The 22,839-nt window shown below is 66.0% G+C and carries 22 protein-coding genes; 11 read left to right on the forward strand and 11 right to left on the reverse strand.

The features are described 5' to 3' along the window. Window positions 1-63 precede the first annotated feature (63 nt). Together C7401_RS30690 and C7401_RS30695 are read right to left on the reverse strand one after the other, a co-directional pair. Window positions 64-1,329: an MFS transporter gene (locus C7401_RS30690; protein ID WP_208948989.1), complete on the reverse strand. Its 1,266-nt coding sequence runs from the start codon at window positions 1,327-1,329 to the stop codon at window positions 64-66. A gap of 130 nt (window positions 1,330-1,459) precedes the next feature. Beyond that, on the reverse strand, window positions 1,460-2,518 hold the full coding sequence (locus C7401_RS30695) for an alpha/beta fold hydrolase (RefSeq protein WP_112175209.1): 1,059 nt from the start codon (window positions 2,516-2,518) through the stop codon (window positions 1,460-1,462). Between the two features lie 495 nt (window positions 2,519-3,013). Here C7401_RS30695 and C7401_RS30700 point away from each other — a divergent pair, with 495 nt between their 5' ends. The 5 genes from C7401_RS30700 to C7401_RS30720 all read left to right on the forward strand — a co-directional run bounded on the left by C7401_RS30700 (window position 3,014) and on the right by C7401_RS30720 (window position 6,918). Beyond that, complete coding sequence (locus C7401_RS30700; protein WP_112175154.1) at window positions 3,014-3,853, forward strand: transporter substrate-binding domain-containing protein; 840 nt, start codon at window positions 3,014-3,016, stop codon at window positions 3,851-3,853. 79 nt (window positions 3,854-3,932) lie between these two features. Next, window positions 3,933-4,583, forward strand: coding sequence for an amino acid ABC transporter permease (locus C7401_RS30705; protein WP_112175155.1), 651 nt, complete (start codon window positions 3,933-3,935; stop codon window positions 4,581-4,583). Between the two features lie 25 nt (window positions 4,584-4,608). Beyond that, entirely contained in the window at window positions 4,609-5,271 is a 663-nt protein-coding gene (locus C7401_RS30710) for an amino acid ABC transporter permease (protein WP_112175156.1), read from the forward strand. Window positions 5,272-5,286: 15 nt separating this feature from the next. After that, window positions 5,287-6,165 carry an amino acid ABC transporter ATP-binding protein gene (locus C7401_RS30715; RefSeq protein WP_112175157.1) on the forward strand — a complete coding sequence of 293 codons (879 nt, stop codon included), beginning with the start codon at window positions 5,287-5,289 and terminating at the stop codon, window positions 6,163-6,165. A gap of 30 nt (window positions 6,166-6,195) precedes the next feature. Then, complete coding sequence (locus C7401_RS30720; RefSeq protein WP_112175158.1) at window positions 6,196-6,918, forward strand: class II aldolase and adducin N-terminal domain-containing protein; 723 nt, start codon at window positions 6,196-6,198, stop codon at window positions 6,916-6,918. A gap of 83 nt (window positions 6,919-7,001) precedes the next feature. Here the strand turns inward: C7401_RS30720 and argE are convergent, their stop codons facing one another. From argE to C7401_RS30740, 4 genes are read right to left on the reverse strand one after another with little or no spacing between them, the layout of a single operon-like run. Beyond that, the gene (gene argE / locus C7401_RS30725; RefSeq protein ID WP_112175159.1) at window positions 7,002-8,174 is read right to left on the reverse strand and encodes an acetylornithine deacetylase; all 1,173 of its coding nucleotides are present in this window, start codon (window positions 8,172-8,174) and stop codon (window positions 7,002-7,004) included. Then, on the reverse strand, window positions 8,167-8,844 hold the full coding sequence (locus C7401_RS30730; protein ID WP_112175160.1) for a DUF1028 domain-containing protein: 678 nt from the start codon (window positions 8,842-8,844) through the stop codon (window positions 8,167-8,169). The genes argE and C7401_RS30730 overlap by 8 nt, the downstream gene beginning before the upstream one ends. A 10-nt stretch (window positions 8,845-8,854) precedes the next feature. Further along, complete coding sequence (locus C7401_RS30735; protein WP_112175161.1) at window positions 8,855-9,286, reverse strand: RidA family protein; 432 nt, start codon at window positions 9,284-9,286, stop codon at window positions 8,855-8,857. Continuing rightward, a complete protein-coding gene (locus C7401_RS30740) occupies window positions 9,286-10,632 on the reverse strand; it encodes a flavin-containing monooxygenase (RefSeq protein WP_112175162.1) in 1,347 nt (448 codons plus the stop codon). The genes C7401_RS30735 and C7401_RS30740 overlap by 1 nt, the downstream gene beginning before the upstream one ends. 223 nt (window positions 10,633-10,855) lie before the next feature. Between C7401_RS30740 and C7401_RS30745 the strand changes: the two genes are divergently transcribed. The 6 genes from C7401_RS30745 to C7401_RS30770 all read left to right on the forward strand — a co-directional run bounded on the left by C7401_RS30745 (window position 10,856) and on the right by C7401_RS30770 (window position 17,586). Beyond that, window positions 10,856-11,782, forward strand: coding sequence for a LysR family transcriptional regulator (locus C7401_RS30745; protein WP_112175163.1), 927 nt, complete (start codon window positions 10,856-10,858; stop codon window positions 11,780-11,782). A 136-nt stretch (window positions 11,783-11,918) separates the two neighbouring features. Continuing rightward, complete coding sequence (locus C7401_RS30750; RefSeq protein ID WP_112175164.1) at window positions 11,919-13,070, forward strand: aromatic ring-hydroxylating oxygenase subunit alpha; 1,152 nt, start codon at window positions 11,919-11,921, stop codon at window positions 13,068-13,070. A 44-nt stretch (window positions 13,071-13,114) separates the two neighbouring features. Further along, window positions 13,115-14,350: an ABC transporter ATP-binding protein gene (locus C7401_RS30755; RefSeq protein WP_112175165.1), complete on the forward strand. Its 1,236-nt coding sequence runs from the start codon at window positions 13,115-13,117 to the stop codon at window positions 14,348-14,350. Between the two features lie 14 nt (window positions 14,351-14,364). Then, window positions 14,365-15,402: an ABC transporter substrate-binding protein gene (locus tag C7401_RS30760; protein ID WP_224044754.1), complete on the forward strand. Its 1,038-nt coding sequence runs from the start codon at window positions 14,365-14,367 to the stop codon at window positions 15,400-15,402. 52 nt (window positions 15,403-15,454) lie between these two features. Continuing rightward, window positions 15,455-16,711: an ABC transporter permease gene (locus C7401_RS30765; RefSeq protein WP_112175167.1), complete on the forward strand. Its 1,257-nt coding sequence runs from the start codon at window positions 15,455-15,457 to the stop codon at window positions 16,709-16,711. Between the two features lie 47 nt (window positions 16,712-16,758). Beyond that, window positions 16,759-17,586 carry an ABC transporter permease gene (locus tag C7401_RS30770; RefSeq protein WP_112175168.1) on the forward strand — a complete coding sequence of 276 codons (828 nt, stop codon included), beginning with the start codon at window positions 16,759-16,761 and terminating at the stop codon, window positions 17,584-17,586. 18 nt (window positions 17,587-17,604) lie between these two features. On the opposite strand, the gene C7401_RS30775 is transcribed toward C7401_RS30770, so the two are convergent. The 5 genes from C7401_RS30775 to C7401_RS30795 form a co-directional block, all read right to left on the reverse strand. Continuing rightward, window positions 17,605-19,218, reverse strand: coding sequence for a GMC family oxidoreductase (locus C7401_RS30775; protein ID WP_112175169.1), 1,614 nt, complete (start codon window positions 19,216-19,218; stop codon window positions 17,605-17,607). 27 nt (window positions 19,219-19,245) lie between these two features. Then, window positions 19,246-20,256 carry a zinc-binding dehydrogenase gene (locus C7401_RS30780; RefSeq protein WP_112175170.1) on the reverse strand — a complete coding sequence of 337 codons (1,011 nt, stop codon included), beginning with the start codon at window positions 20,254-20,256 and terminating at the stop codon, window positions 19,246-19,248. Between the two features lie 35 nt (window positions 20,257-20,291). Beyond that, window positions 20,292-20,810 carry a VOC family protein gene (locus tag C7401_RS30785; protein WP_112175171.1) on the reverse strand — a complete coding sequence of 173 codons (519 nt, stop codon included), beginning with the start codon at window positions 20,808-20,810 and terminating at the stop codon, window positions 20,292-20,294. 34 nt (window positions 20,811-20,844) lie between these two features. Then, complete coding sequence (locus C7401_RS30790) at window positions 20,845-21,783, reverse strand: substrate-binding domain-containing protein (RefSeq protein ID WP_181565732.1); 939 nt, start codon at window positions 21,781-21,783, stop codon at window positions 20,845-20,847. Window positions 21,784-21,845: 62 nt separating this feature from the next. After that, entirely contained in the window at window positions 21,846-22,838 is a 993-nt protein-coding gene (locus C7401_RS30795) for an ABC transporter permease (protein ID WP_112175173.1), read from the reverse strand. Between the last annotated feature and the right edge of the window lies 1 nt (window position 22,839).

The raw sequence follows: 22,839 nt of genomic DNA on the forward strand, positions 1-22,839 counted from the left end.
AGCCAGACGTATGGGGTGGGGAGGTTCGCGGAGTCGCGCTCCGCTTTTATGTCGGCGCCGGGCCTAGGCGCCCGCGCCGGTGCGCGAGCCGGTTTCCTTGAGGAACAGCGCGAGCACGATCGCAACGCCAATGCCGACCAGCAGCCACGCCCCCGCCGCGCGGAACACGGCGAGGTCGATCGGGCCGCCGTGGGCGTAGTGCGCGAGCAGCCGGCCGAACACGGGCGTGAGCCAGGCGCTGAAGGTGAACACGAGAAAGTTGATCGCGCCGGTTGCGCTGCCTTTCACGTTGTCCGGATTGACTTCCTTGATCACCGAGTACGGCAGCATGGCCGCGCCGGAGCCCACGCCGAGCAGCAGGCCGAGCACGTAATGCGGCGCGACGCCGGGCGGCAGGTAGAGGATGGCCGCGGCGCAGGCGAGCATGAGCAAGGCGCCCGCGAGCAGCACCGGTTTGCGGCGGCCGATGTGATCGGACAGATAGCCCAGCAGCGGGCAGCCGATCACCCAGCCGAGCGGCACCATGCTCGCGCGGTTGACCGCTTCGGCGTAGCCGACCTCCAGCCCGTTGCGCAGGAACGGCACGCCCCAGATCATGTCGCCGATCGTCGTCGGCAGGAACAGCAGGCCCGCGCAGAAGCCGCACAGATACGATTGCGGATTGGTCAGCACCACCTTGTACGGCGCGAACATCTTCGCCCACGAACCCCGGCTTGCCGGACCCTCGTCGTGTCCGGCCGGCGTGGCGAGGAACACGAGCACCGCGATCACGAAGAGACCGGCGCCCGAGAGCCACCAGAACTGCCGCCACGTGATGAGCTCATGAATGAGCGGCCCGACCGCGAACTGGCCCGCTGAGCCGCCGAGCATGCCGAAGCATTGCGTGAAGCCCACCGCCGTCGCGAGGTAGCGCGGCGGAAAGCCGTGCGTGGCGAGATACACCGCGCCGGTGAACGCGCAGGCGGAACCGGCGCCCTGCAACAGACGGCCGATCTGCGCGGACTCCGCGCTTCCGAGCCCGAACAGCCCCGCGCCGATCGCGACCAGCACGATGCCCACCGGAATCACGCTCTTGCCGCCGAGCCGGTCGAGCGCCGCGCCCGCGAGGATCGAAAAGAGCGAATAGGTGTAGTAGTACAGCCCGACCAGCGTGCTCACGCCCACCGCGTCGCGGCCGAACGCCGCCGAAAGCTCCGGGACCATCACGCCCGGCGCCGAGCGCAGCGCATATTGCATGAAGTAGAAGACGATGCAAAAGAGCCACGCGATCACGAAGCCGATATGCATGGGCTCGCGAGCCGTCTGGGCCTGCGCGGAACGGGAAGTCACACTCGCCATATCGGGCCTCTTCGCTTGACGGACTGCATGAAATTGAAGCGCGGGCATCCGCGCATCGCCGATGCCCGCCGCTCTACCGGCTCTACCAGGCTCTACCCGGCTCCACCCGGCTCTACCCGGTCTAGGCGGCTGCCGCCACCCAGGCGGCGATTGCCGGCCAGGTCTCCTTGAGCGTGCGCGAGCCCATGAAGAGGCCGATATGGCCGCCCGGCACGAGACGCTTCTCGATGCGCTCGGGCGGCGTGCCCAGGTATTTCTCGGCGTCGAACACCTGCTCCTTCGTGGTGATGTCGTCCGACTCGCCCGCGAGCAGATAAACCGGGCATGTAATCGCTTTCAGGTTCAACGTGCGGCCGAGCGCGACGAACGTGCCTTTCGCGAGCCGGTTCTCCCTGAAAATCTGCCGGATGGTTTGCAGATACCAGCGCCCGGGCAGGTCGAGCGGGTTCTCGTACCAGCTCTGGAACGCCTCTTCCTTTTTCACGTACACCGGGTCGTCGATGTGCTCGTACAGATCGACGTGCTCCGTCACGTAGTGCTGGTCCGGGTGCATGTTCTTCCATCCCCGCAGCATGAAACGGCCGCGCATCAGGCCGCCGCCAAGCTTCACCAGTTCCTCGTAGAACGACTCGGGATACGTGTGCACCATCCGCTTGATGGGACCGTCGCCCGCGTCGGTGTCGATGGGCGAGCCCGCGAGCACGAGACTCGCGACCTTGTGCGGAAAGCGCGCGGCGTACATGGCCGACATCCAGCCGCCCTGGCACAGGCCCACCAGGTTCACGCGGCCGCCGAGTTCGTCGACGCACACGTTGATCTCGGCGAGGTACTGGTCGATCTCCAGATCCTTCATGTCCTCCGTCGCCGACTTCCAGTCGGTCAGGAAAAGCCGTGACAGTCCGTGCTCGCGCAACGTTTGCATCAGGCTCTGACCCGGCTGGAAGTCGGCGATCATCGCGCGGTGGCCCGCGTACGGCGCATCGACGATGGTCGGCAGGCCCTGCGGGTTGTCGCCGGAGTAGTCGCGCAGCACCATCGTGCGCAAGTCCAGCAGCGGCCGGCTGGCTGTGGCGAGCGCGGGATGCAGCTCGAAATGGAGCCGTTCTTCTTCCGCGAGGAAAGCGAGATTTCGGGCCGACAGCGAAGCGCCGGCTTCGATCAGCGCGGCGGTGGCCGCCATCGGCCAGAAGATCGGCAGCGCGAGCATCGACGTACTACCGGGGCTTTGAGTTTGACGAGTGGGGCTCAAGAGCATTTCTCCATGCTTGGGGCAGCGTGTGGAAATCAAACGAGTTTCGGCAAAGGGCGGGGAACAGGCGGTGGATCTGGGGAAAATGGCGTCGGCATCGCACGCACTGACAGAGAACGACACAGACGAAGATTAAGCACCTTCTGAAAAGAAGGCGCATTGATTTATATCAAATTTATTGCGCCGCACAATCGAAGCTGTGCAGGGCCGCCCGTCCGCCCGCGACACGCCCGTGGTGGCGCACTCGCAGCTTGAAACCGGCATCCCGACGTTTGCTGACATCGACCCGTTTCAGTCATAGGTAAAACCTTTCCACTTCATCGGGAAACAATATTTTCTCGGGATTGTGACCAGGTAAATTGCCTGGGTGGCCGCACCGCACCCCGCTATGTCGGGGCCCTCTCCGCCGCTTCAGGACGACGACCCATGAATCTTTTCCAACGCTGGAAACACCACGTTTGTGCCGCCATGATGCTGACCGCGAGCCTGGCCGCGAGTCTGCCCGCCCACGCCGACGACCTGCTTGGCCGCGTCAGGCAGCAAGGCGAACTCGTTGTCGGAACCGAGATGCAGTTCGCGCCGTTCGACTTCCTGGAGAACGGCCAGCAAGCCGGCTTCAACAAGGATCTGTTCGCCGCCGTCGGCAAGATCATGGGCGTGAAGGTGCGCTTCATCGACCTGCCCTGGGACAGCGTGCTGCCCGGCCTCGACGCGAAGAAGTTCGACATGGTCGCCGGCCCCCTCACGGTCACGAAGGCGCGCATGGAACGCTACGCCTTCACTTATCCGATCGCCGACGCCACCGACGCGCTTCTCAAGCGCGCCAGCGACGCGAGCATCAAGCAGCCCTCGGATATCGCGGGCAAGGTCGTCGGCGCGCAAAAGAGCAGCGCGCAGAACGAGCAGTTGAAGACTTACGCCACGACGCTCAAGCAGGCGCCCGAAGTGCGCGAATACGTCGACAACAACCAGGCCTACGCCGATCTCGCGTCGGGACGCCTCGCCGCCGTCGCGAACTCGCTCACGAATATCGCCTATGTCGCGAAGCAGCGCCCGGCCGTGTTCGCGGTCGTGCAGCCCGCGTTCGGCTCGAAGGTGTATTTCGCGTATTGCATGCGCAAGGATGCGGACAGCCAGTCGCTCGACGACGCTTTCAACGCCGCCATCAGCACGCTGAACAAGAACGGCGAGCTGGCGGCGCTGCAAAAGAAGTGGTTCGGCGTGGCCGTGAGCCTGCCGATGGCCGTGCCGACGCCCAATACCTGAGCGCGGCAAACATAGCGGGAAAAGTCGCGGCACCCATAGCGCGCCGTCCGCGCCTCACACTTCGACAAGGCGATTCGACATGTTCAGTCTGAGCGCGTTCTGCGATGCCCTGCCCCTGCTGCTTCACGCGTCGCTCATGACGCTCGCCGTTTCGTCGGCCGGGCTCGTGATCGGCTTCTTCATTGCGCTCGTGGTGTGCGCGGCGCGGCTTTCCCCGAAGCCCGCGCTGCGCATTGCCGCCACGGTGTACGTGCGCGTGCTGCGCGGCATTCCGTTGCTCGTGCAACTTCTTCTGGTTTATTACCTGCTGCCGTTCGTCGGCATCAACGTGCCGCCGCTCACGGCGGCCATCAGCGCCGTGTCGCTCTGTTCGGCAGCGTATATCGCCGAAATCCTGCGCGGCGGCTTTGCGAATCTCGCTCGCGGGCAAACCGAAGCGGCGCGCATGCTCGGGCTCTCCGCATTCGATCAGCTTCGGCGCGTGCAGATTCCTCTGGTGCTGCGCTCGACTTTGCCGTCGCTCGTCAACGAGATGGTGCTGCTGATCAAGGCGTCGTCGCTCATCTCCGTCGTCGGCATCGCGGAAGTCACGCGCACCGCGCAGAACATCGCGGCCAGCACCTATCAGCCGCTCGAAGCGTATGCCGCGGCGGGCCTGATCTATTTCATCCTGTGCGGCGCCCCGGCGTTGCTGGCGCACGGCGCGGAGCGGCGCCTGCGCGCCGCCTGACGCGAGCGCGCAGACGGAGCCGACCATGTCCCAGTTCGACTTGCATGTCATCACGAACAATCTGCCGCAAATCGGCGCGGGCTTCGCCACGACTGTCGGCATGTGGCTCGCGGGTGTCGCGCTCGGCGCGGCCATCGGCCTCGCGGTCGCGCTGGCGCAGCTAAGCGGCGGCCGCGCCTTGCGCGCGCTGCTGCGCGCCTATATCGAACTCTTTCGCGGCACGCCTTTTCTCGTGCAGCTTTTCCTGCTCTATTACGGCGGCCCCGCGCTGGGTTTGATGCTCACGCCCGCGAGCGCGGGCGTGGCGAGTCTCGCGCTCTACGCGGGCGCCTATTTCGCCGAAGTCTTTCGCGGCGGCTTCGCCTGCGTGCCGCGCGGCCATCTCGAAGCGGCCGTGTGTCTCGGCCTCACCCGCTGGCAAGCGATCTGGCGCATCGAGCTGCCGCAAATGCTGGCGCTCATCACGCCCGCGCTCGCGAATCTCACGATCGTGCTCAGCAAGGAAACGGCCGTGCTCTCGATCGTGACGGTGCCCGAACTCACCTTCGTGCTGACCGGCATCGGCTCCGCGACCTTCGCCTTCGTGGAAACGCTGCTCGTGCTGTGCGTCTGCTATCTGCTGCTTGTCGAAGCGGCGACACTCGCCGGCAACTGGGCCGAACGGCGCGTGAGCCGCTTCCTGGCATGAACCCTGGAGATCCGCATGAATAATCCGGCCGAACCCGGCGAACACGCGAGCGCTTTTCTCGGTGCTGGCGTCCCGCACGCTTCGAGCGCGCCGCTGATCCAGGTGAGGGATCTCTACAAGCGCTTTGGACACACCGACATCTTGCGCGGCGTCGATCTGAGCATCGCGAAGTCGGAGGTCGTGTGCATCATCGGGCCGTCCGGTTCCGGCAAGAGCACGCTGCTGCGCTGCATCGCGGGGCTCGAAACCTACGATCACGGCGACGTGCGCATTGAAGGCGAACTGCTCGGCTACGTCGATCGCGGCGGCCGGCGCGTGCGCGCGGCGGCGCGCGAGGTGAACCGCGTGCGCCGCAATGTCGGCATGGTGTTTCAGCAGTTCAACCTGTGGCCGCACATGACGGCGCTGGCGAACGTGAAGGAAGCGCTCTTGCGCGTGCGCGGCCTGTCGAATCAGCAGGCCGACGAACGCGCGGGCAAGATGCTGGAGATGGTCGGTCTGTCGCACAAGGCGGACGCGTACCCGTCGCGGCTTTCCGGCGGCCAGCAGCAGCGCGTCGCGATTGCGCGCGCGCTCGCCATGGCGCCGCACATCATGCTCTTCGACGAACCGACTTCGGCGCTCGATCCCGAACTCGTCGGCGAGGTGTTGCAGGTGATGAAGCAGCTTGCGCGTGACGGCATGACGATGGTCGTCGTCACGCACGAAATGGGCTTCGCCGCGCAGATGGCCGACACGGTCGTCTTCATCGATCAAGGTCGCGTTGCCGTGCGCGGCGCGCCGCAACACGTGTTTCGCGAGTCGGAGAACCCGCGTTTCAAGCAGTTCCTGCAAAACTATCTGGACCGCAACGCCTTCTGGTCCGGCGCGCCGGGCGCGCGCAATCCAGCGTGATCCCCCTCGAATCCCCCACTCCCTTTCACCATGAGCGAATCTGAACTGCGTATCGATCTGGCCGCGGCCTTCCGGTGCTTCGCACGCCTGAACATGCACGAAGCGGTCGCGAATCATTTGAGCGTGGCCGTGTCTGACGACGGCCGCCGCTTCCTGACCAACCCGAAGTGGATGCACTTCTCGCGCATCAAGGCGAGCGACCTCGTGCTGCTCGACGCCGACGACCCCGCGAGCCTCGCGGGCGGCAAGGTCGATCCGACGACATGGGCGATTCACGGTCAGTTGCATCGCCGCCTGCCGCACGTGCGCGTCGCCATGCATCTGCATCCGGTTTATGCCACGACGATCTCCACGCTCGAAGATCCCGTGGTCCTGCCGATCGAACAGAATACCGCGCGTTATTTCAACCGCATCGCGCTCGACACGGCATTCTCCGGCATGGCCGACTCCGAAGACGAAGGCGCGCGCCTCGTCGCGCTGCTCGACGGCAAGTCGCGCCTGATGATGGGCAATCACGGCGTGATGGTGTGCGCGCCGACCATCGGCGAAGCGTTCGACGACATGTACACGCTGGAGCGCGCCTGCCAGATTCTCGTGAACGCCTATGCGACGGGCAAGCCGCTGCGCGTGCTCTCCGACGCCGTCGCCGAACGCACCGCGCGCGACTGGGAAAGCATTGCGGACTTCTCGATCGCGCACTTCGAAGAAATGAAGAAAGTGCTCGACGCGGAAGATCCGTCTTATCGGGACTAAATGCGCAGACTCGATGCGGCGCATGAAAAGGGCGCGTGCGAATCAACGCACGCGCCCCTTTCGACCCGCTTCGAAAGCGCCGCTTAACCGGCCGTTTGCAGATGCTGCGCGAGACGCAACAACATCGCGTCGCAGCGATCCAGTTGATCGAGCGTGACGAACTCGTCCGGCTTGTGGCCTTGATCCATGCTGCCGGGCCCGCACACCACGGTCGGAATGCCCGCCTGCGCGAAGAGACCACCCTCGGTGCCGAACGCCACCGTGCCGAAGTCGCTCGATTCGCACAGCCGCGCGAGCAGTTGCGCAACCTCGCTCTCAGGCGGCGTGGCCAGCCCCGGATACGCGTTGAGCGCTTCGAAGCGGATGCCGGTATCGGCGTGCACCGCGCGCATTTTCGGCACGAGTTCGCTCTCGGCGTAACGCTTCAGATCGTCGGCGACCGTGAGCGCGTCGAAGCCCGGCACCGTACGCACTTCGAAGTCGAATTCGCATTCGGCGGGCACGATGTTCAGCGCGCGGCCGCCCTTCACAACGCCGGTTTGCAGCGTGGAAAACGGCGGATCGAATCGCGCGTCGCGATACTCGGGCCGCGCGAGTTCGTCGCCGATCGCCTCCAGCTTGTTGATGAGGCGCGCCGCAAACTGGATCGCGTTCACGCCGTACGGCGCATAAGCCGAATGACACGCCGCGCCTTTCACATGGCAGCGCATCGCGAGCTTGCCCTTGTGACCCAGCACGGGCTTGAGTTCCGTCGGCTCGCCGATCAGGCACACGCGCGGCGCGTGCGCGCGCTGCGCGAGTTCGGCGAGCATGGGCCGCACGCCGAGGCAGCCGATTTCCTCGTCGTACGAAAACGCGAGATGCACCGGCATGGCGAGCGGCGCGCGCTGGAAGGCGGGCACCGCCGCCAGCACGCACGCGATGAACGATTTCATGTCGGCCGTGCCGCGTCCGTAGAGGCGTCCGTGCTTCTCGGTCAGGCGGAACGGCTCGACCGTCCACGCCTGGCCGTCCACGGGCACGACGTCGGTGTGGCCCGAAAGCACGATGCCGCCGCGATCGCGCGGACCGATTGTCGCGAACAGATTGGCCTTGGTGCGCTGCGCGTTGTAGAACAGTTCGCACGCCACGCCGAGACCCGCGAGATACGACTCGATGAACGCGATGAGTTCGAGGTTCGAATCGCGGCTCACGGTCGCGAAGCCGATCAGGCGCTCCAGCATCGCGCGGCTCGTCGTCTCGCGCGGCTCACTCATCGCCTGGCACTCCGTAGCTTGGCGCGGCCGTGGGGTTCAGCGCGCGCGTGATGTAGTCCTGCATCTGCGGGCGGTACGCCTCCCACAGGCCGCCCAGCGCGGCAATGGGCGCTTCGTCGGCCCAATCGACCCGCAGATCGACGATGGGCCAGACCTGCGCATCGACGATCTTGAGCGCCGCGGAATGCACCGGCCCCGCTTCGCCGCCCGCTTCGAGCGCCGCGTGCATGGCCGCCAACAAGCGGTCCGCGAGCACGCCCGGCGTGCTCGCGAACGCCTGCGCCATCGCGTCGATCACCTGTTCGTGAGCGAGCATGTTGCCCGCCGCCACGCATTGATCGCCCGCGCGCGCATGGTTGCGCCCGAGCGTGCGCTCGCCCGTGAACAGCGCCGTGCGCCCCGCGCTGTCCACGACCGTGACCTGCCGGTAAGCGCTATACGGGTCCAGGGCGAGCGCGCGTTGCAACGCAGCCTCCGGCGCGAGCTTGTCGCGCTCCAGCAAGTCGAGCACCTGCGCGCCGAGCGCGGGCAGCGTGACATTCTGCGTCGACACCACGCCCACGCCCGCACGCGCCCACGCGCAGCGCGCGCCCACAGCGATGCTCGACGAGCTGACGGCAATGCCCAGTTGCCCGCTCTGCGGGCAACGTCCCACGATCGAGAAGGTCATGGCCCGCTCCTCAGTCCTGTACCGGCTTCCAGTTGTCGGGAATCACGGCGATCACGTCGATTTCCATGAGCCACTGCGGCTGCCCGAGTGCGCTCACGACGAGCCCCGTCGAAATCGGGAACACGCCCTTCAGCCACTTGCCGACTTCCTGATAAACGGGCTCGCGATAACGCGGATCGATCAGATACGTCGTCGTCTTGACGATGTGCGTGAGGTCGCTGCCCGCTTCTTCGAGCAGTTGCTTGATGTTCTTCATCGCCTGCCCGGCCTGCGCGCGCGGATCGCCGAGACCGACCAGATTGCCGTCGAAGTCGGTGCCCACCTGGCCGCGCACGTAAACCGTGTTGCCCGCGCGGACGGCCTGGCACAGGTCGTTGTCGAGCGACTGGTTCGGGTACGTGTCCTTCGTGTTGAACATGCGGATACGGGTATGCGTAGGCATCAATTCACTCCCAGTTCGTTGAGATTCGGCTCGCCGGGCGCCTGCGCGGCGTCGTGCCCGGCGGATGCCGCGCGGCGCTGCGCGGCGTCGCGATAGTCGAGATATTTGCGTTGCGTGGCGATCTGGTCGGCCAGATGCTTCGCGTCGTGCCACACGCCCCAGATGAACGACGAGCCGCGCCGCGACAGCCACGGCAGGCCGAGGAAATACACGCCGGGCTCCTTCGAGACGCCGCGTTGATGGCGCGGCTTGCCCTTTTCGTCGAAGGCGTCGACCTCAAGCCACGCATAGTCCTGCGCATAGCCGGTCGCCCAGATGATCGTGCTCACGCCCGCTTCGGCGAGATCGAGCGTGAGGATCGGATGCGTCACGCACTCGGGATCGGCGGGAATATCGCGCGCGTGCGGATCTTGCGGCAACGCCACGCCGTTGCGTTCGACATAGGCGTCGGCGGCGTCGAGCAGCGTGAAAAGACTCTGATCGCCGCGCGTGAGATTGGCCGCGAGATCGTCGGCGAAGGTGACGACGTGGCCTTCGAACGATTGCGTCACGCCCACGAGCGTCATGCCCTGGTGCGCCAGTGCGCGGAATTCGACGGTCTGCCCGCCGCGCGCGCCGCTCACGGCAATCGTCACGTGCTCCCGGCCCGGCCCCGCGACTTCCTTGTCCCACTCGCCGAGCACGCCCAGCCACCAGCAAAAATCGCGATTGCGGTACGCGCGCGGCGGCCGGTCGTGCGCGCCCACCGAAAGATAGACCTTGCGGCCCGCGCGCATGAGTTCGTCGGCGATCTGCACGCCCGAGGAGCCCGCGCCCACGACCAGCACCGCGCCGGGCGGCAACTGCTCGGGATTGCGGTAATCGACGGAGTGCATTTGCGTGAGCGTCGCGTCCCCAAGTGCGGCCGGTGCGATCGGCGGAATCACGGGGCGCTGGAACGGCCCGGTCGCGACCACCACGCGTTGCGCGTCGATCACGCCATCGGACGTCTCCACGCGAAAACCGGGGCGGCCCGCGTGACGGGTCACGCGCGTGACCTCCACGCCGGTGCGGATCGGCGCGTGATACTTGCGGGCGTAGGCCTCGAAATAATCGGCGACCTGATCCTTCGAGGCGAAGGCGTCCGGGTCGAGCCCCTCGAACTCCATGCCGGGAAAACGATCGTGCCACGCCGGACCGTTCGCGACGAGCGAATCCCAGCGCGCGGTGCGCCAGCGCTCGGCGACGCGATCGCGTTCGAGCACGAGATGCGGCACGCCGATGCGGCTGAGATGCTCGCTCATCGCAATGCCGGCCTGCCCGGCCCCGACGATGAGCGTGTCGATTGACGTCGTGTCAGCCGTCATGGCTGCCTCCTTCTGAAAAGCGATGCGGGACGGGCCGCACAGGGCCCGCGGATAGCGGAGACCGGAGAGGGTCCGAGAGATCCGGCCGTGTCAGGGGAGAAAATTTACGCCCGGCGCTTGCGCCCACAAACTACTTAAAAAAAATGCGTTGCATTGTTTTTCGCTATGCAAGCATCCCCCGCGTGATCGACAATGTTTTGGTCGGCAATCCTCAGGAGGGGCGATGGATCACAATCCGTTGCGCTATTCGCTGCGCCAGTTGCGCTATTTCGTCGTGGCCGCGGAAGCGCTGTCCTTCACCGCCGCGGCGCGGCGCCTGCATATTTCGCAGCCGTCGATCTCGACGGCGCTCGCGGACCTGGAGGCGTCGTTCGGCGTGCAGCTGTTCATCCGGCATCACGCCAGCGGGCTTTCGCTCACGCATTCGGGACGCGATCTGCTCGGCCATGCGCGCAATCTGCTCAAGAACGCCGAGGAATTGCAGCTTGCGGCGAGCGAAATGGACGGCGGCATGAGCGGCTCGATTTCGCTGGGTTGCCTCGTGTCGCTCGCGCCGCCGCTCATGCCGGGCATCATCAGCCGCTTCGTGAAGGAGCACGCGGGCATCGGGTTTCGCACCACGGAGGCGCATCAGGACGTGCTGTTCGGGGGCCTGAGCGACGGCTCGCTCGACATCGTGCTCACCTATAGCCTCGATATCGCGGACGGCATCGCCTTCACGCCGCTGCTTTCGCTGCCGCCCTATGTGCTGCTGCCGAGGACGCACCGGCTCGCGCGCGCGCACAAGGTCTCGCTCGCCGAACTGCTCGAAGAACCCTATGTGATGCTCGATCTGCCGCACAGCCGCGAGTATTTTTCCGCGCTGTTCGATTCGGTCGGCACGCGCCCGGTGCCCACTTTCCGCTCGTCGCAACCCGAAGTCGTGCGCGGCATGGTGGCGAACGGCCTGGGCTACAGCATCCTCAATTTCCCGCTCAAATCCACACGCACCGTGGACGGCGAGCACTTCGTCATCAAGCACTTCAAGGACAACGTGAGCGCTACGACGCTCGGCATCGCGCAGTCGAGCGGCATGCGCTCGCGCCGCATCGTGCAGCACTTCGCGGCGTTCTGCGAAGCCTATGTGCGCGAGCTCGACGTGCAGGAGTAGCGGCGCCTTCAAGCCAGCCCCGGGAGCCATGCCTATAAGTTTTCCCTATCCTTTACATGGGAAAACAATATTTTGACTGGTAATTTGGATTGTTAGATTGGAGTCCATGCACAGCCCATCAGGTCATGGAGGCCGCATGGCATCACTCCTCTCGTCCCCCGCCGACGGACACGAATTGCTCGGCGCGCTGCGCGCCAATTGCGAGCGCCCGTTCGAAGACGCCCGCTCCATGCCGCCGGGCGTCTATACGTCGGAAGAATTTCTCGCACTAGAACAGCGCGACGTTTTTCGCAACGAATGGCTCTGCGTCGGCCGCGTGAGCGAACTGGCGAAACCCGGCGACTATCTGACGACCCAGATCGACGACCAGCCCGTGGCCGTGCTGCGCGACACGAACGGCGAACTGCGCGCGTTCTCGAACGTCTGCCTGCATCGCATGTCGGTGCTGCTCGAAGGCAGCGGCAACGTCCGGCGCATCGTCTGCCCGTATCACGCCTGGAATTACACGCTCGACGGCGCGCTCGCCGGCGCGCCGCTGATGGACCGCCAGCCGGGCTTCTGCAAGGAGCACTACAAGCTGCCCTCGGTGCGCTGCGAAACGTGGCAAGGCTGGATCTACGTGACGCTGAACGACGCCGCGCCGCCCGTCGCCGAACAGCTCGCCGGGCTCACCGCCCTGATCGAGCCGTACGGCATGACCGACTACGTGCAGACCTTCCACGAAGAGCACGTGTGGGACACGAACTGGAAGCTCCTCGCCGAGAACTTCATGGAGAGCTATCACCTGCCGATGCTGCATCGCGCGACGGTGGGCCCGCATTCGAAGCTCGAGGAAATGGAATGTCCGCCGGGCCTGCCCGCGTTCAACTATCACTGGATCACGAAGGAAGCGACGCTGCCGATCGGCAACGCGCATCCGGCCAACCAGCGTTTGCAGGGCCACTGGCGGCGCACCACGGCGCTGCTCGCGATCTATCCCACGCACCTCGTGACGCTCACGCCCGGTTACTTCTGGTACCTGATCCTGCAACCGAAGGGCGTGGGCCAGGTGCATATCCGCTTTGGCGGGGGCCTCGCGCCCGAGTTCATCGACGACCCGAAAGCGGCCGACTACATGGCCACGCTGAAAACACTGCTCGACGAAGTCAACGCCGAAGACCGCCACGGCGTGGAGTCCGTGTTCCGCGGCGTGCACGCGCCGCTCGCGCGCGCCGGGCACCTGAGCCACCTGGAGCGGCCCAATTACGATTTCGCGCGCTATCTCGCGTGCCGCATTGGCGCGTCGTGAGCCGCGCGCCTCGTTCCTCGCCGACCGACATTTGATGCCGTCCCATGCAAAGCGAACCGTTTATTTCATTTCAAGGCGTCAGCAAGTCGTATGACGGCGTGCACAGCGTGGTCGACGGGCTCGACCTCGACGTCGTGCGCGGCGAATTCGTCTCGCTGCTCGGGCCTTCGGGCTCCGGAAAAACCACCACGCTGATGATGCTCGCGGGCTTCGAATCGCCCACGCGCGGCGAGATTCGCCTCGCCGGCAAGCGTCTCGACGACAAGCCGCCGCACCGTCGCGACATCGGCATGGTGTTCCAGAACTACGCGCTCTTTCCGCATATGACGATCGCGGAAAACGTGGCGTTTCCCCTCTCGGTGCGCAAGGTGAGCCGCAGCGAGCAGCAGGCGCGCGTCGCGCGCGCGCTCGACATGGTCGAACTCGGGCATCTCGCGAAACGCCGTCCCGCGCAGTTGTCGGGCGGCCAGCAACAGCGCGTCGCGCTGGCGCGCGCGCTCGTGTTCGAGCCGAGCGTCGTGCTGATGGACGAGCCGCTCGGCGCGCTCGACAAGCGCCTGCGCGAAACCATGCAGTACGAAATCATGCGCCTGCATCGCGACCTCGCGCTGACCGTCGTCTACGTGACGCACGATCAGCATGAAGCGCTGACGATGTCCGATCGCGTGGCCGTGTTTTCCGATGGCCGCATCCAGCAGGCCGCCGCGCCGACCGAGCTCTACGAGAACGCGGCCAACGCGTTCGTCGCGAGTTTCGTCGGCGAGAACAACGGCTTGAAGGGGCGCGTCACCTCGACGGACGGCGAATGGGCCGCGCTGCAACTCGCCGAGGGCGGCACCGTGCATGGCCGCGCGGGCACGGAGCTCAAGCCGGGCGACACGGCGATGCTCGCGCTGCGTCCCGAGCGCGCGCACATCGCCGCGACCGAGGCGAGCGTGCTCGACGCGCAACGGCAGAACCTCAACGTCGTGCACGCGTTCGTCCACGAACTCGTCTACTGCGGCGATCACCACCGCGTGCATCTGAAACTCGCGAACGGCGAAGCCCTCGTCGTCAAGGTGCCGAACACCCAGCATCACGAGTTGCCCGCGCTCGGCCATCGGACCGTGGTGACCTGGCGGCGCGACGACTGCAAGGTGCTGCCCGTCACCGTCACTTCCAGCGCGCACGCGCCGGCCGGGGAATCCGGCGCGCGCGCCGCGTCGTCACCGCCGTCCCCGCAATCCCCTCAGTCCATTCCATCCGCCTCGCCATCCATCGCAGGAGTCAAGCAAGCATGAAAACGAATCGCTCTATGATCCGCACCGCCCTCGCCGCCTGCGGCCTCGGCGTGGTCGCCATGACCGGCGCGCACGCGGCCGACACGATCTCGGTCGTGACCTTCGGCGGCGCTTATGAAGCGGCCGCGAAAAAGGCGTGGTTCGAGCCCTTCACCGCGAAGACCGGCGACCAGTTCAGCACCGAATCGTACGACGGCGGCCTCGCCAAGCTCCAGGCGATGGAGCAGGCCAAGAATCCGACGTGGGACCTGATCGACCTCGAAACCAACGACGCCATCAATGCCTGCGACGAAGGCCTGCTGGAGAAGTTCGACAAGAAATCGCTCGGCAACACCGCCGACTTCCTGCCAGGGTCGATCAGCGATTGCGCGGTCGGCGCGATGGTCTGGTCGACGGTCTACGCCTACGACACGAGCAAGCTGAAAGCCGCGCCGACCACCATCGGCGACTTCTTCGACCTGAAGAAATTCCCGGGCAAGCGCGGCATGCGCAAGTCGCCCAAGGTGGCGATGGAATGGGCGCTGATCGCCGACGGCGTCGCCCCGCAGGATGTGTACAAGACGCTCGCCACGCCCGCCGGCGTCGATCGCGCGTTCAAGAAGCTCGACACGATCAAGTCGAACATCGTCTGGTGGGATGCGGGCGCCCAGGCGCCGCAGTTGCTCGCCGACGGCGCGGTGGTCATGACCCAGGCCTACAACGGCCGCATCGACGACGCCGTCCACAAGGACAAGAAGCCGTTCAAGGTCGTGTGGGACGCGCAGGTGTACGACTACGAATGGTGGGGCGTGCCGGCCGGTGCGAAGCATGGCGACGCGGCGCGCAAGTTCATCGTCGCGTCGTCCACGCCGCAGGCCTACGCCGATCTGTCGAAGTACATCGCCTACGCGCCGCCGCGCAAGAACGCGATTCCGCTGATCGACAAGGCGCGCCTGAACGACCTGCCGACCGCGCCCGCGAACTTCAAGCGGCCGTTGCAGATCGACGCGACCTTCTGGGCCGATAACGCCGACGCGATCAACAAGCGCTTCCAGAACTGGCTCACGCAGTAACGCGAGCCCGCACGAGACCTATCCGCATCGACAGCCCAGGCGCCACGCGACGATGAACACACCGCTGCCCACCACCGCTTACCCCGGCCCTGGCGCGACGGCCGCCGGCCGCGCGTCGTTTCTCGCCGCGCGCCGCAAGGCGGCCCTTCGTGCGCTGGCGCTTGCGCTGCCGCTGCTGGTCTTTTTGCTCGTGACCTTTGTCGCGCCGATCGCGAGCCTGCTCGCGCGCAGCGTGCAGAACCCCGAAGTGCGCCACGGCATGCCGCATCTGAGCGCGGCGCTCGCGGGCTGGAGCGGCGTTGGCGTGCCCGGCGAAAGCGCGTTCTCGGCGCTTGCCGCCGATCTGAAGCACGCCAGCGAAAACAGCCAGCTCGGCGATATCGCGCGGCGCATGAACTTCTATCAGCCCGAGTACCGGAGCCTGTTGTTCAAGACCGCGCGGGCCGTGCGCGCGCAAACGCCCGCGCAGTGGAAACCCGCGCTCATCGATCTGGACGCGCGCTGGGGCGCCACCGAAACGTGGCGGCTGCTCAAGCGCGCCTCGCAGTCGCCCACGCCCGATTACCTGCTCAACGCCGTCGACGCGCAGGTCGCGCCCGACGGCGCCGTCGCTCACGTGGCCGCCGGCAGCGCCGTCTATCGCGCCGCCTTCGCGCGCACGGTGGCGATCAGCGCGAGCGTGACGCTGCTGTGCCTGCTGCTCGGCTATCCGGTTGCCTACCTGCTCGCGACGCTGCCCGAGAAGCAAAGCTCGCGCCTCATGATGTTCGTGATCGTGCCGTTCTGGACCTCGCTGCTCGTGCGCTCGACGGCGTGGTACGTGCTGCTGCAACCGGGTGGCGTGATCAACAGCGCGCTGCTGCGCCTCGGCGTGATCCATGAGCCGATTGCGCTCATCTTCAACCGCACGGGCGTGCTGATCGGCATGACGCACATCCTGCTGCCGTACATGATTCTCGCGATCTATTCGGTGATGAAGAACGTGTCGCCGTCGTACATGCGTGCGGCCAAGTCGCTCGGCGCGCATCCGGCCGTTGCGTTCGTGCGCGTGTACGTGCCGCAGACCTTCCCCGGCGTGGGCGCGGGCTGCTTCCTCGTGTTCGTGCTGGCGCTCGGCTACTACATCACGCCCGCGCTGCTCGGCGGCGCAGGCGACGAAATGATCAGCCAGCTCATCGCCGAGCAGACCAACGATCAACTGAACTGGGGCCTCGCCGGTGCGCTGTCCTGCTATCTCGTGATCTTCACCGGCGTGTTCTATTTCGTCTTCAACCGGCTCGTCGGCATCGACCGGCTGCGCTTCGGTTGACCGCGACCGCTCACGACCCACGCACTCACTGAACCATCGAGCCCGACATGAACGACGCCCGCCCCAGGCTCCTCTCGGAACGCATCGCAGGCGCCGGATTGCGACTGCATAGCGCGCTGATCCTCTTCTTCCTCGTCGCGCCGATTCTCGCGATCGTGCCGCTCTCGTTCAATTCGGGCTCGTTCTTCTCGTACCCGATGCAGGGCTGGTCGCTGCGCTGGTACGAGCAGGCGTTGAGCTCGCCGGACTGGCAGCGCGCGTTTGCGAACAGCCTCGGCATCGGCGCGGCGTCCACCTTGATCGCCACCGTGCTCGGCACGCTCGCGGCGCTCGGCCTGAGCCGCCCCGGCTTTCCGCTGCGCGCCATCGTCATGCCGCTCATCATTTCGCCGATGATCGTGCCCATCGTCGTGGTCGCGGCCGGCTTCTATCTCGTGTTCGCGCCGCTCGGCCTCGTGAATTCGTATCTGGGCGTGGTGCTTTCGCACGCGGCGCTCGGCACGCCGTTCGTCGTCATCACCGTGACGGCGTCGCTGCTGTCGTTCGATCAAAGCCTCCTGCGCGCGGCGTCCGGGCTCGGCGCGCGGCCGTGGGTGGCGTTTCGCCGCGTGACGCTGCCGCTGATCCTGCCCGCCGTGGCGACGGGCAGCATCTTCGCGTTCGCGACCTCGTTCGACGAGGTGATCGTGATTCTCTTTATCGGCGGCCCCGATCAGCGCACCGTGCCGCGCCAGATGTGGAGCGGCATACGCGATCAGATCGATCCGTCGATTCTCGCCGTCGCGACGCTGCTGATGATCTTCGCCGTCGCGCTGCTCGCCAGCATGAACTGGCTGCGCAAGCGCGCGCAGATGGCAAGCGGCGCGATGAGTTGACCGGGCGGGCGTGTGAGGTCAGGTCACGCCAAGGATATGGTCCGCCGCTTTCTCCGCGATCATGATGGTCGGGGCGTTGGTGTTACCCGAGGGAATGAACGGCATGACCGAAGCATCGACGACACGCAGGCCGTCGAGACCGATCACGCGCAGATCGGGCGTCACGACGCTCTCGCGATCGTCAGCCGGCCCCATCCGGCAGGTGCCCACGGGGTGGTGGTCGGTCTTGGCGCTCGCGCAGGCGTACTGGAACAGATCGTCGTCCGTTTGCCGTTGCGGCCCGGGCAAGACCTCCCTGGACACATATTTCGCCAAGGCCGGTTGCGCCATGATCTCTCGTGCAAGGCGTAGCCCCTTGAGCGCCTTCTCGCGGTCCTGCGGTTCGGCCCAGTAATTCGGGTCGATCAGCGGCGCGGCAAGCGGGTCGGCGCTGCCCAGCCTCACCGTGCCGCGCGATTGCGGCCGCATATAGGCGGTGTTCAACGTGATGCCCGCGCCGCTCAGCGCCGCAACGCCCGCCTCGATTCCCGAACCGAGCCCCAGGTGGAACTGGATGTCCGGCGAACGCGCCGACTCACTGCCGTCCGCGTACCAGAAGCCGCCCGTTTCGAACAGGCTCGAAGCCGCGGGGCCACGCTTGAACAGCAAATATTCGAGCCCCGCCAGCGCCGCGTAATGCGCGCGGTTGTACTTGTCGTAGGTATGGTCCCCCGTGCATTGGCCGATCACGAACAGGTCGAGATGGTCCTGGAGATTAGCCCCCACGACCGGCAGATCGTGCGCGACTCGCACGCCCACTGAAGCCAGATGATCGGCGGGCCCGATCCCGGACTGCATCAATAGCTTCGGAGTGCCAATGGCCCCCGAACTGACGATCACTTCGCGCGCGGCACGCAACGCAACCGGTGTTTGCGAATCGCCGCCGGTCATCGTGACGCCGGTCACGCGCGAGCCTTGCAGATCGAGCCGCAGCACGGTCGCGCGAAGGCGCACCGAGAGATTCGGCCGGCTCAGTGCCGGTCTCAGGAAGCCGACGGATGCGGAAGCGCGTTGCGCGTCGCGCTGGGTGAGCTGGTAGTAGCCCAGCCCCGCCTGGCTCGCGCCGTTGAAATCCGCGTTGAAGGGAATACCCAACTCCTGCCCCGCCTGAAAGAAGGCTTCGCACACGGGCAACGGGCTAACCGGATTCGATACGCCGAGCGGGCCGCCATAGCCGTGGTATTCGTTGGCGAACCGCTGGTTATGCTCCGAGCGCCTGAAATAGGGAAGCACGTCGCGGTAGCTCCATCCCCGCGCGCCGCCCAGCGTTTCCCACTCGTCATAGTCCGCGGCGGCGCCGCGCGCGTACACCTGCGCGTTGATCGACGAGCCGCCGCCGATCACCTTCGCCTGCGTGAAGCGCAACACGCGCTGGCCGAGATGCCTCTGCGGCACCGTGTGCCACCCCCACGAGCCGATGCCCTTCGTCATCTTGGCGAACCCGGCGGGCATGCGATAAAACGGATGACGATCGCCACCGCCGGCTTCGAGCAGCAGGACCGTCACCGAAGGATCTTCACTCAGCCGGTTCGCGAGAACACATCCCGCAGAACCGCCGCCGACGATAATGTAGTCGTAGGTTGCGTTTGTCATGTTACGAGCGAGAGCATCACAGAGTCGTCAGTGGGCGGCGGCGTCAAGCCAGTCGAACACCACGAACGGTGGGTCGACTTCGCCCGTACGCAGCGCGCCGTAAATGTCGCCGGCGTGCTCCGGGTTCGCGTGGCGAAACAGCCCCTCGACGGGAAAACGTCCCTCGCCCAGCCAACGCACCGCGTGCGTGAGGCCCGAGAGGATGCTGTGGGCGCTGTTGTTGTAGCCTCCGGTGAGTGCCTCCCAGCGAAACGGCTGGCGCAGAAGGGGCAACTCCCATTCCCAGCCGCTGCGCAGATGGACGAAGCCGCCGAAGACCGCGTCGAGCAGTTCGTGCGCGCTCGCGTCGCTGCGGCGTCGCCAGGGCACGCCGACCAGCACGACCTCGCCGCCCTGGCGCACCATGCGGCATGCGTCCAGCACGGCTTGCTCGTGGCCCGAGCAGTCCACCATCAGCGCTACGTTCCCGAGCAGCTTCGCGTGATCGAGGGGCATCGCCGCGAACGCCGCTTCAATGCCCGACGCAAGCACGCGCTCACGGCGCACGGCATCGGGCTCGACAACGAAGACCCGGTAGCCGCCAAGACGGAACAGATGCGCCGCGAGATAGCCGACCGGGCCCGCGCCGCCTATGCCGACCCAGTCGCCGGGGCGCGCGCGCGTCGTCATCAGCGTCGTCATGGAAACGCCGATCAGCCGGGCGAGCAGTGCCTCGCGCACCGCCATGTGCGGTTCGATCGGCACCGTGTAGCGGACATCCACTTGCTGAAAGCTGCGGTGCGGCCCCATGCAAAGCCGCCGTTCGCCCTTCGCCACGCCGGACACCGCGCTACCCGCCGCTTCGACTTCGAACACCGCGGCGTAGCCGGGCCGCACGGGAAACGGCCCGTTGTCGGACCAGGCCAGCTCGGTTCCCGGGCTCACCAGCGTCGCGATCGTCCTGCCGCGCACTTCATGCGCGCCCAGGTTTTCCGGCTGCGCACACGGCTCAAAGACGATCTCGCCGCGAGCCGGAAAGACAATCTCCCGCTCCTGCATCGGCTCACCCCTCCTTTTCGCGCTCGTGGCCCCGGTCATTGCGCGGGCCCCACCGGGGACCAGAGCTTCGGAGCGCCTTCGCGCTCGTACGCGAGCGCATGGCGGTGGCTGACCAGTTCGAGAAATTGCCCCCACGGCGCGCGCAAATACACCCATGTCAGCCCGGCCATCGGACCGGTCTCGACGTCGGTCGGGCCTTCGAGCACGTCCACGCCCGCTTCGCGCAGGCGCGTTGCCGCGCCGTGCGCGTCGTCCACCTGAAACGCCAGATGGAAGCCGCCCGCTTCGCTGTTGCGCTTGAGCGGGGCGTCGTTCGAATCGCCTGAGTAGCGAAACAGTTCGAGATTCGTCCCGTTGCCGCAACGCAGGACCTTGATGTCCTCGATTCGGCAGTGCTCCGGCACGCCGAGCCGCCGTTTCATGAAGGCGTCGTCGGCCTCGATCCGGCCCGTCTCCATCACGGTCACCGCGCCGAATACCTTCGCGAAGAACGCCACCGCCTCGTCGAGATCCGGGACGGTGAAACCGATGTGCTCCAGTCCATGCACTTTCATGCCTTGCCTCCTGATGGTCCTATGGCGCGCGTCGTCAAAAGGCCGGCTTGACCGAATCCACATTCGCCTTCGTGACCCGCACCGTGGGCAGCGTGATCTTCGGCGGCACTTTCTCGCCCTTCAGAATGCGCAGGGCGACCTGCATGCCCTCCGTGCCTGCGGGCGGATAGAGCCAGGTCGCCAGTTCGTCGCCTGCGCGAATCGCGTCGAACTCTTCCTTCTGGCCATCCAGGCCCACCACCTTGATTTCCTTCGAGCGTCCCGCTTCCTTGATCGCCTGAATCGCACCCAGCGCCATCTCGCCATTGGCGGCAAACACGATATCGACCGTCCCGGCCGGGTGAGCCTGAAGAATGTTCTGCATGACTGAATAAGCCTTTGGACGGCGATAATCGCCCGGCTGTTGTGCGACCACCTTGATGTCGGGATACGTCTTCGTCACCGCCTCCATGCCGCCGACGCGATTGAGCGACGTCTCGTCGCCGGGAATGCCCTCCAGCACGACGAGATTGCCCTTGGGCTTGCCGTTTTTCTGCGTGAGCGTTTCGACGATGAAATGACCCGCATCGGTGCCGAGCGCCCGGTTGTCGCCGGAAACCATGGTGACCGCGCCCGCGTTCTCGATGGGCTTGCCAACGAACATGTAGGGCACGCCGCGCTCCTTGAGCGATTCGAGTTCCTGGCGCAGCCCTTCGGCCTTCGCCGCCTGCACGAGGAGCAGTTTGATGCCTTTGGACTCCATGTCCTCGATTCCGGCGATCTGCGTGGCCACGCTGCCCTGGCCGTCGGTCGCGATCAGGTTCACGCCGGCCGCGCGCGCCACCGCCTCGATCTGGCGGCGCTCGGTGGCCAGCCACGGATGGTCGAGGCTCTCCTGCGAAAGACCCACGGTATCGGCAGCTTGCGCGCCCGCGGCGGTTCCTGCGGCGAGCGAAAGCGCCACCGCGCAGCGTACGAATCTGGATTGCAGCATCATCGTCTCCTTGCTTGATCGTATGGATGGTTCAATGAATTCAACGGCCGCTTTTCGGGCACTTATCGCCCTTTCGTGCGGCCGATCCGGGCGTGGATCAGGACAGCCCCCACGATAATCGCGCCCTTCACAATCAACTGCGTATAGGCGGGGATGTTCAACAGGTTCAGCAAATTATTCAGTACACCGATCATCATCACGCCGATCACCGTTCCGCCTATGCTGCCGGAACCGCCCATCAGGCTCGTGCCGCCCACCACCACGGCGGCAATGGCATCGAGCTCCAGCCCCTTGCCCAGGTTCGCCTCGCCGATGTTCAACTGCGTGGCCATCACCACGCCGCCAATTCCCGCGAACGCGCCCGAGATGCAATAGGCGATCACGCGCACGCGGTCCACCGGCACGCCCGAGAGGCGCGCCGCCTCGGCATTGCCGCCCACGGCGTAGATGTGCCGACCAAAGCGCGTTTTGCGCAGCACGAGCGCGCTCAACGCGGTCATGACGACGAACACGATCGCCTGAACGGGCACGCCCGCGAGCTTGCCGCGCCCGATCCACGCCAGCCCCGGCGACACGCCGATCAGCGGCTGACCGTCCGACCATGCGAGCCCCACGCCCACGAGCGCGGTCATCATGCCGAGCGTGACGATGAAGGGCTGAATGCGCCCGCGCGTCGTGATGACCCCGTTGACCCAGCCGCAAACCAGCGCGACGAACACGCCGCCGAACAAGGCCGCAACGCCGCCGTACGGCTTGAGGCTCGCCACCGCCAGGGTGGCGAGACCCAGAATCGAACCCACCGAGAGATCGATGCCGGCAGTGAGAATGACGAACGTCATGCCGAGCGAAACGAGCCCGACAACCGAGACCTGCCGCACGACGTTGAGCAGGTTGTCGACGCTCAGAAACACCGGCGAAGACAACGCGGCGGCGGCGCATAAAAGCAGAAATATCGCCACGATCCCGTAGCGCTGGATAAGCTGGATGCGGCGGTAGCTCCGATCCGAAAAGCGTGCGGTCGCCAAACCCTGGGGGACCGGTTCTGCAATTGCCATG

It is taken from the genome of Paraburkholderia unamae (genome assembly GCF_003268775.1).
In the GTDB taxonomy this organism is placed as follows: Bacteria; Pseudomonadota; Gammaproteobacteria; order Burkholderiales; family Burkholderiaceae; genus Paraburkholderia; species Paraburkholderia unamae.

Coding starts and splice junctions, on each gene's coding strand:
- C7401_RS30695 (WP_112175209.1), bottom strand. CDS start 2,518: ATGGCGGCCACCGCCGCGCTGATCGAAGCCGGCGCTTCGCTGTCGGCC.
- C7401_RS30700 (WP_112175154.1), top strand. CDS start 3,014: ATGAATCTTTTCCAACGCTGGAAACACCACGTTTGTGCCGCCATGATG.
- C7401_RS30705 (WP_112175155.1), top strand. CDS start 3,933: ATGTTCAGTCTGAGCGCGTTCTGCGATGCCCTGCCCCTGCTGCTTCAC.
- C7401_RS30710 (WP_112175156.1), top strand. CDS start 4,609: ATGTCCCAGTTCGACTTGCATGTCATCACGAACAATCTGCCGCAAATC.
- C7401_RS30715 (WP_112175157.1), top strand. CDS start 5,287: ATGAATAATCCGGCCGAACCCGGCGAACACGCGAGCGCTTTTCTCGGT.
- C7401_RS30720 (WP_112175158.1), top strand. CDS start 6,196: ATGAGCGAATCTGAACTGCGTATCGATCTGGCCGCGGCCTTCCGGTGC.
- argE (WP_112175159.1), bottom strand. CDS start 8,174: ATGAGTGAGCCGCGCGAGACGACGAGCCGCGCGATGCTGGAGCGCCTG.
- C7401_RS30730 (WP_112175160.1), bottom strand. CDS start 8,844: ATGACCTTCTCGATCGTGGGACGTTGCCCGCAGAGCGGGCAACTGGGC.
- C7401_RS30735 (WP_112175161.1), bottom strand. CDS start 9,286: ATGCCTACGCATACCCGTATCCGCATGTTCAACACGAAGGACACGTAC.
- C7401_RS30740 (WP_112175162.1), bottom strand. CDS start 10,632: ATGACGGCTGACACGACGTCAATCGACACGCTCATCGTCGGGGCCGGG.
- C7401_RS30745 (WP_112175163.1), top strand. CDS start 10,856: ATGGATCACAATCCGTTGCGCTATTCGCTGCGCCAGTTGCGCTATTTC.
- C7401_RS30750 (WP_112175164.1), top strand. CDS start 11,919: ATGGCATCACTCCTCTCGTCCCCCGCCGACGGACACGAATTGCTCGGC.
- C7401_RS30755 (WP_112175165.1), top strand. CDS start 13,115: ATGCAAAGCGAACCGTTTATTTCATTTCAAGGCGTCAGCAAGTCGTAT.
- C7401_RS30760 (WP_224044754.1), top strand. CDS start 14,365: ATGATCCGCACCGCCCTCGCCGCCTGCGGCCTCGGCGTGGTCGCCATG.
- C7401_RS30765 (WP_112175167.1), top strand. CDS start 15,455: ATGAACACACCGCTGCCCACCACCGCTTACCCCGGCCCTGGCGCGACG.
- C7401_RS30770 (WP_112175168.1), top strand. CDS start 16,759: ATGAACGACGCCCGCCCCAGGCTCCTCTCGGAACGCATCGCAGGCGCC.
- C7401_RS30775 (WP_112175169.1), bottom strand. CDS start 19,218: ATGACAAACGCAACCTACGACTACATTATCGTCGGCGGCGGTTCTGCG.
- C7401_RS30780 (WP_112175170.1), bottom strand. CDS start 20,256: ATGCAGGAGCGGGAGATTGTCTTTCCGGCTCGCGGCGAGATCGTCTTT.
- C7401_RS30785 (WP_112175171.1), bottom strand. CDS start 20,810: ATGAAAGTGCATGGACTGGAGCACATCGGTTTCACCGTCCCGGATCTC.
- C7401_RS30790 (WP_181565732.1), bottom strand. CDS start 21,783: ATGCTGCAATCCAGATTCGTACGCTGCGCGGTGGCGCTTTCGCTCGCC.
- C7401_RS30795 (WP_112175173.1), bottom strand. CDS start 22,838: ATGGCAATTGCAGAACCGGTCCCCCAGGGTTTGGCGACCGCACGCTTT.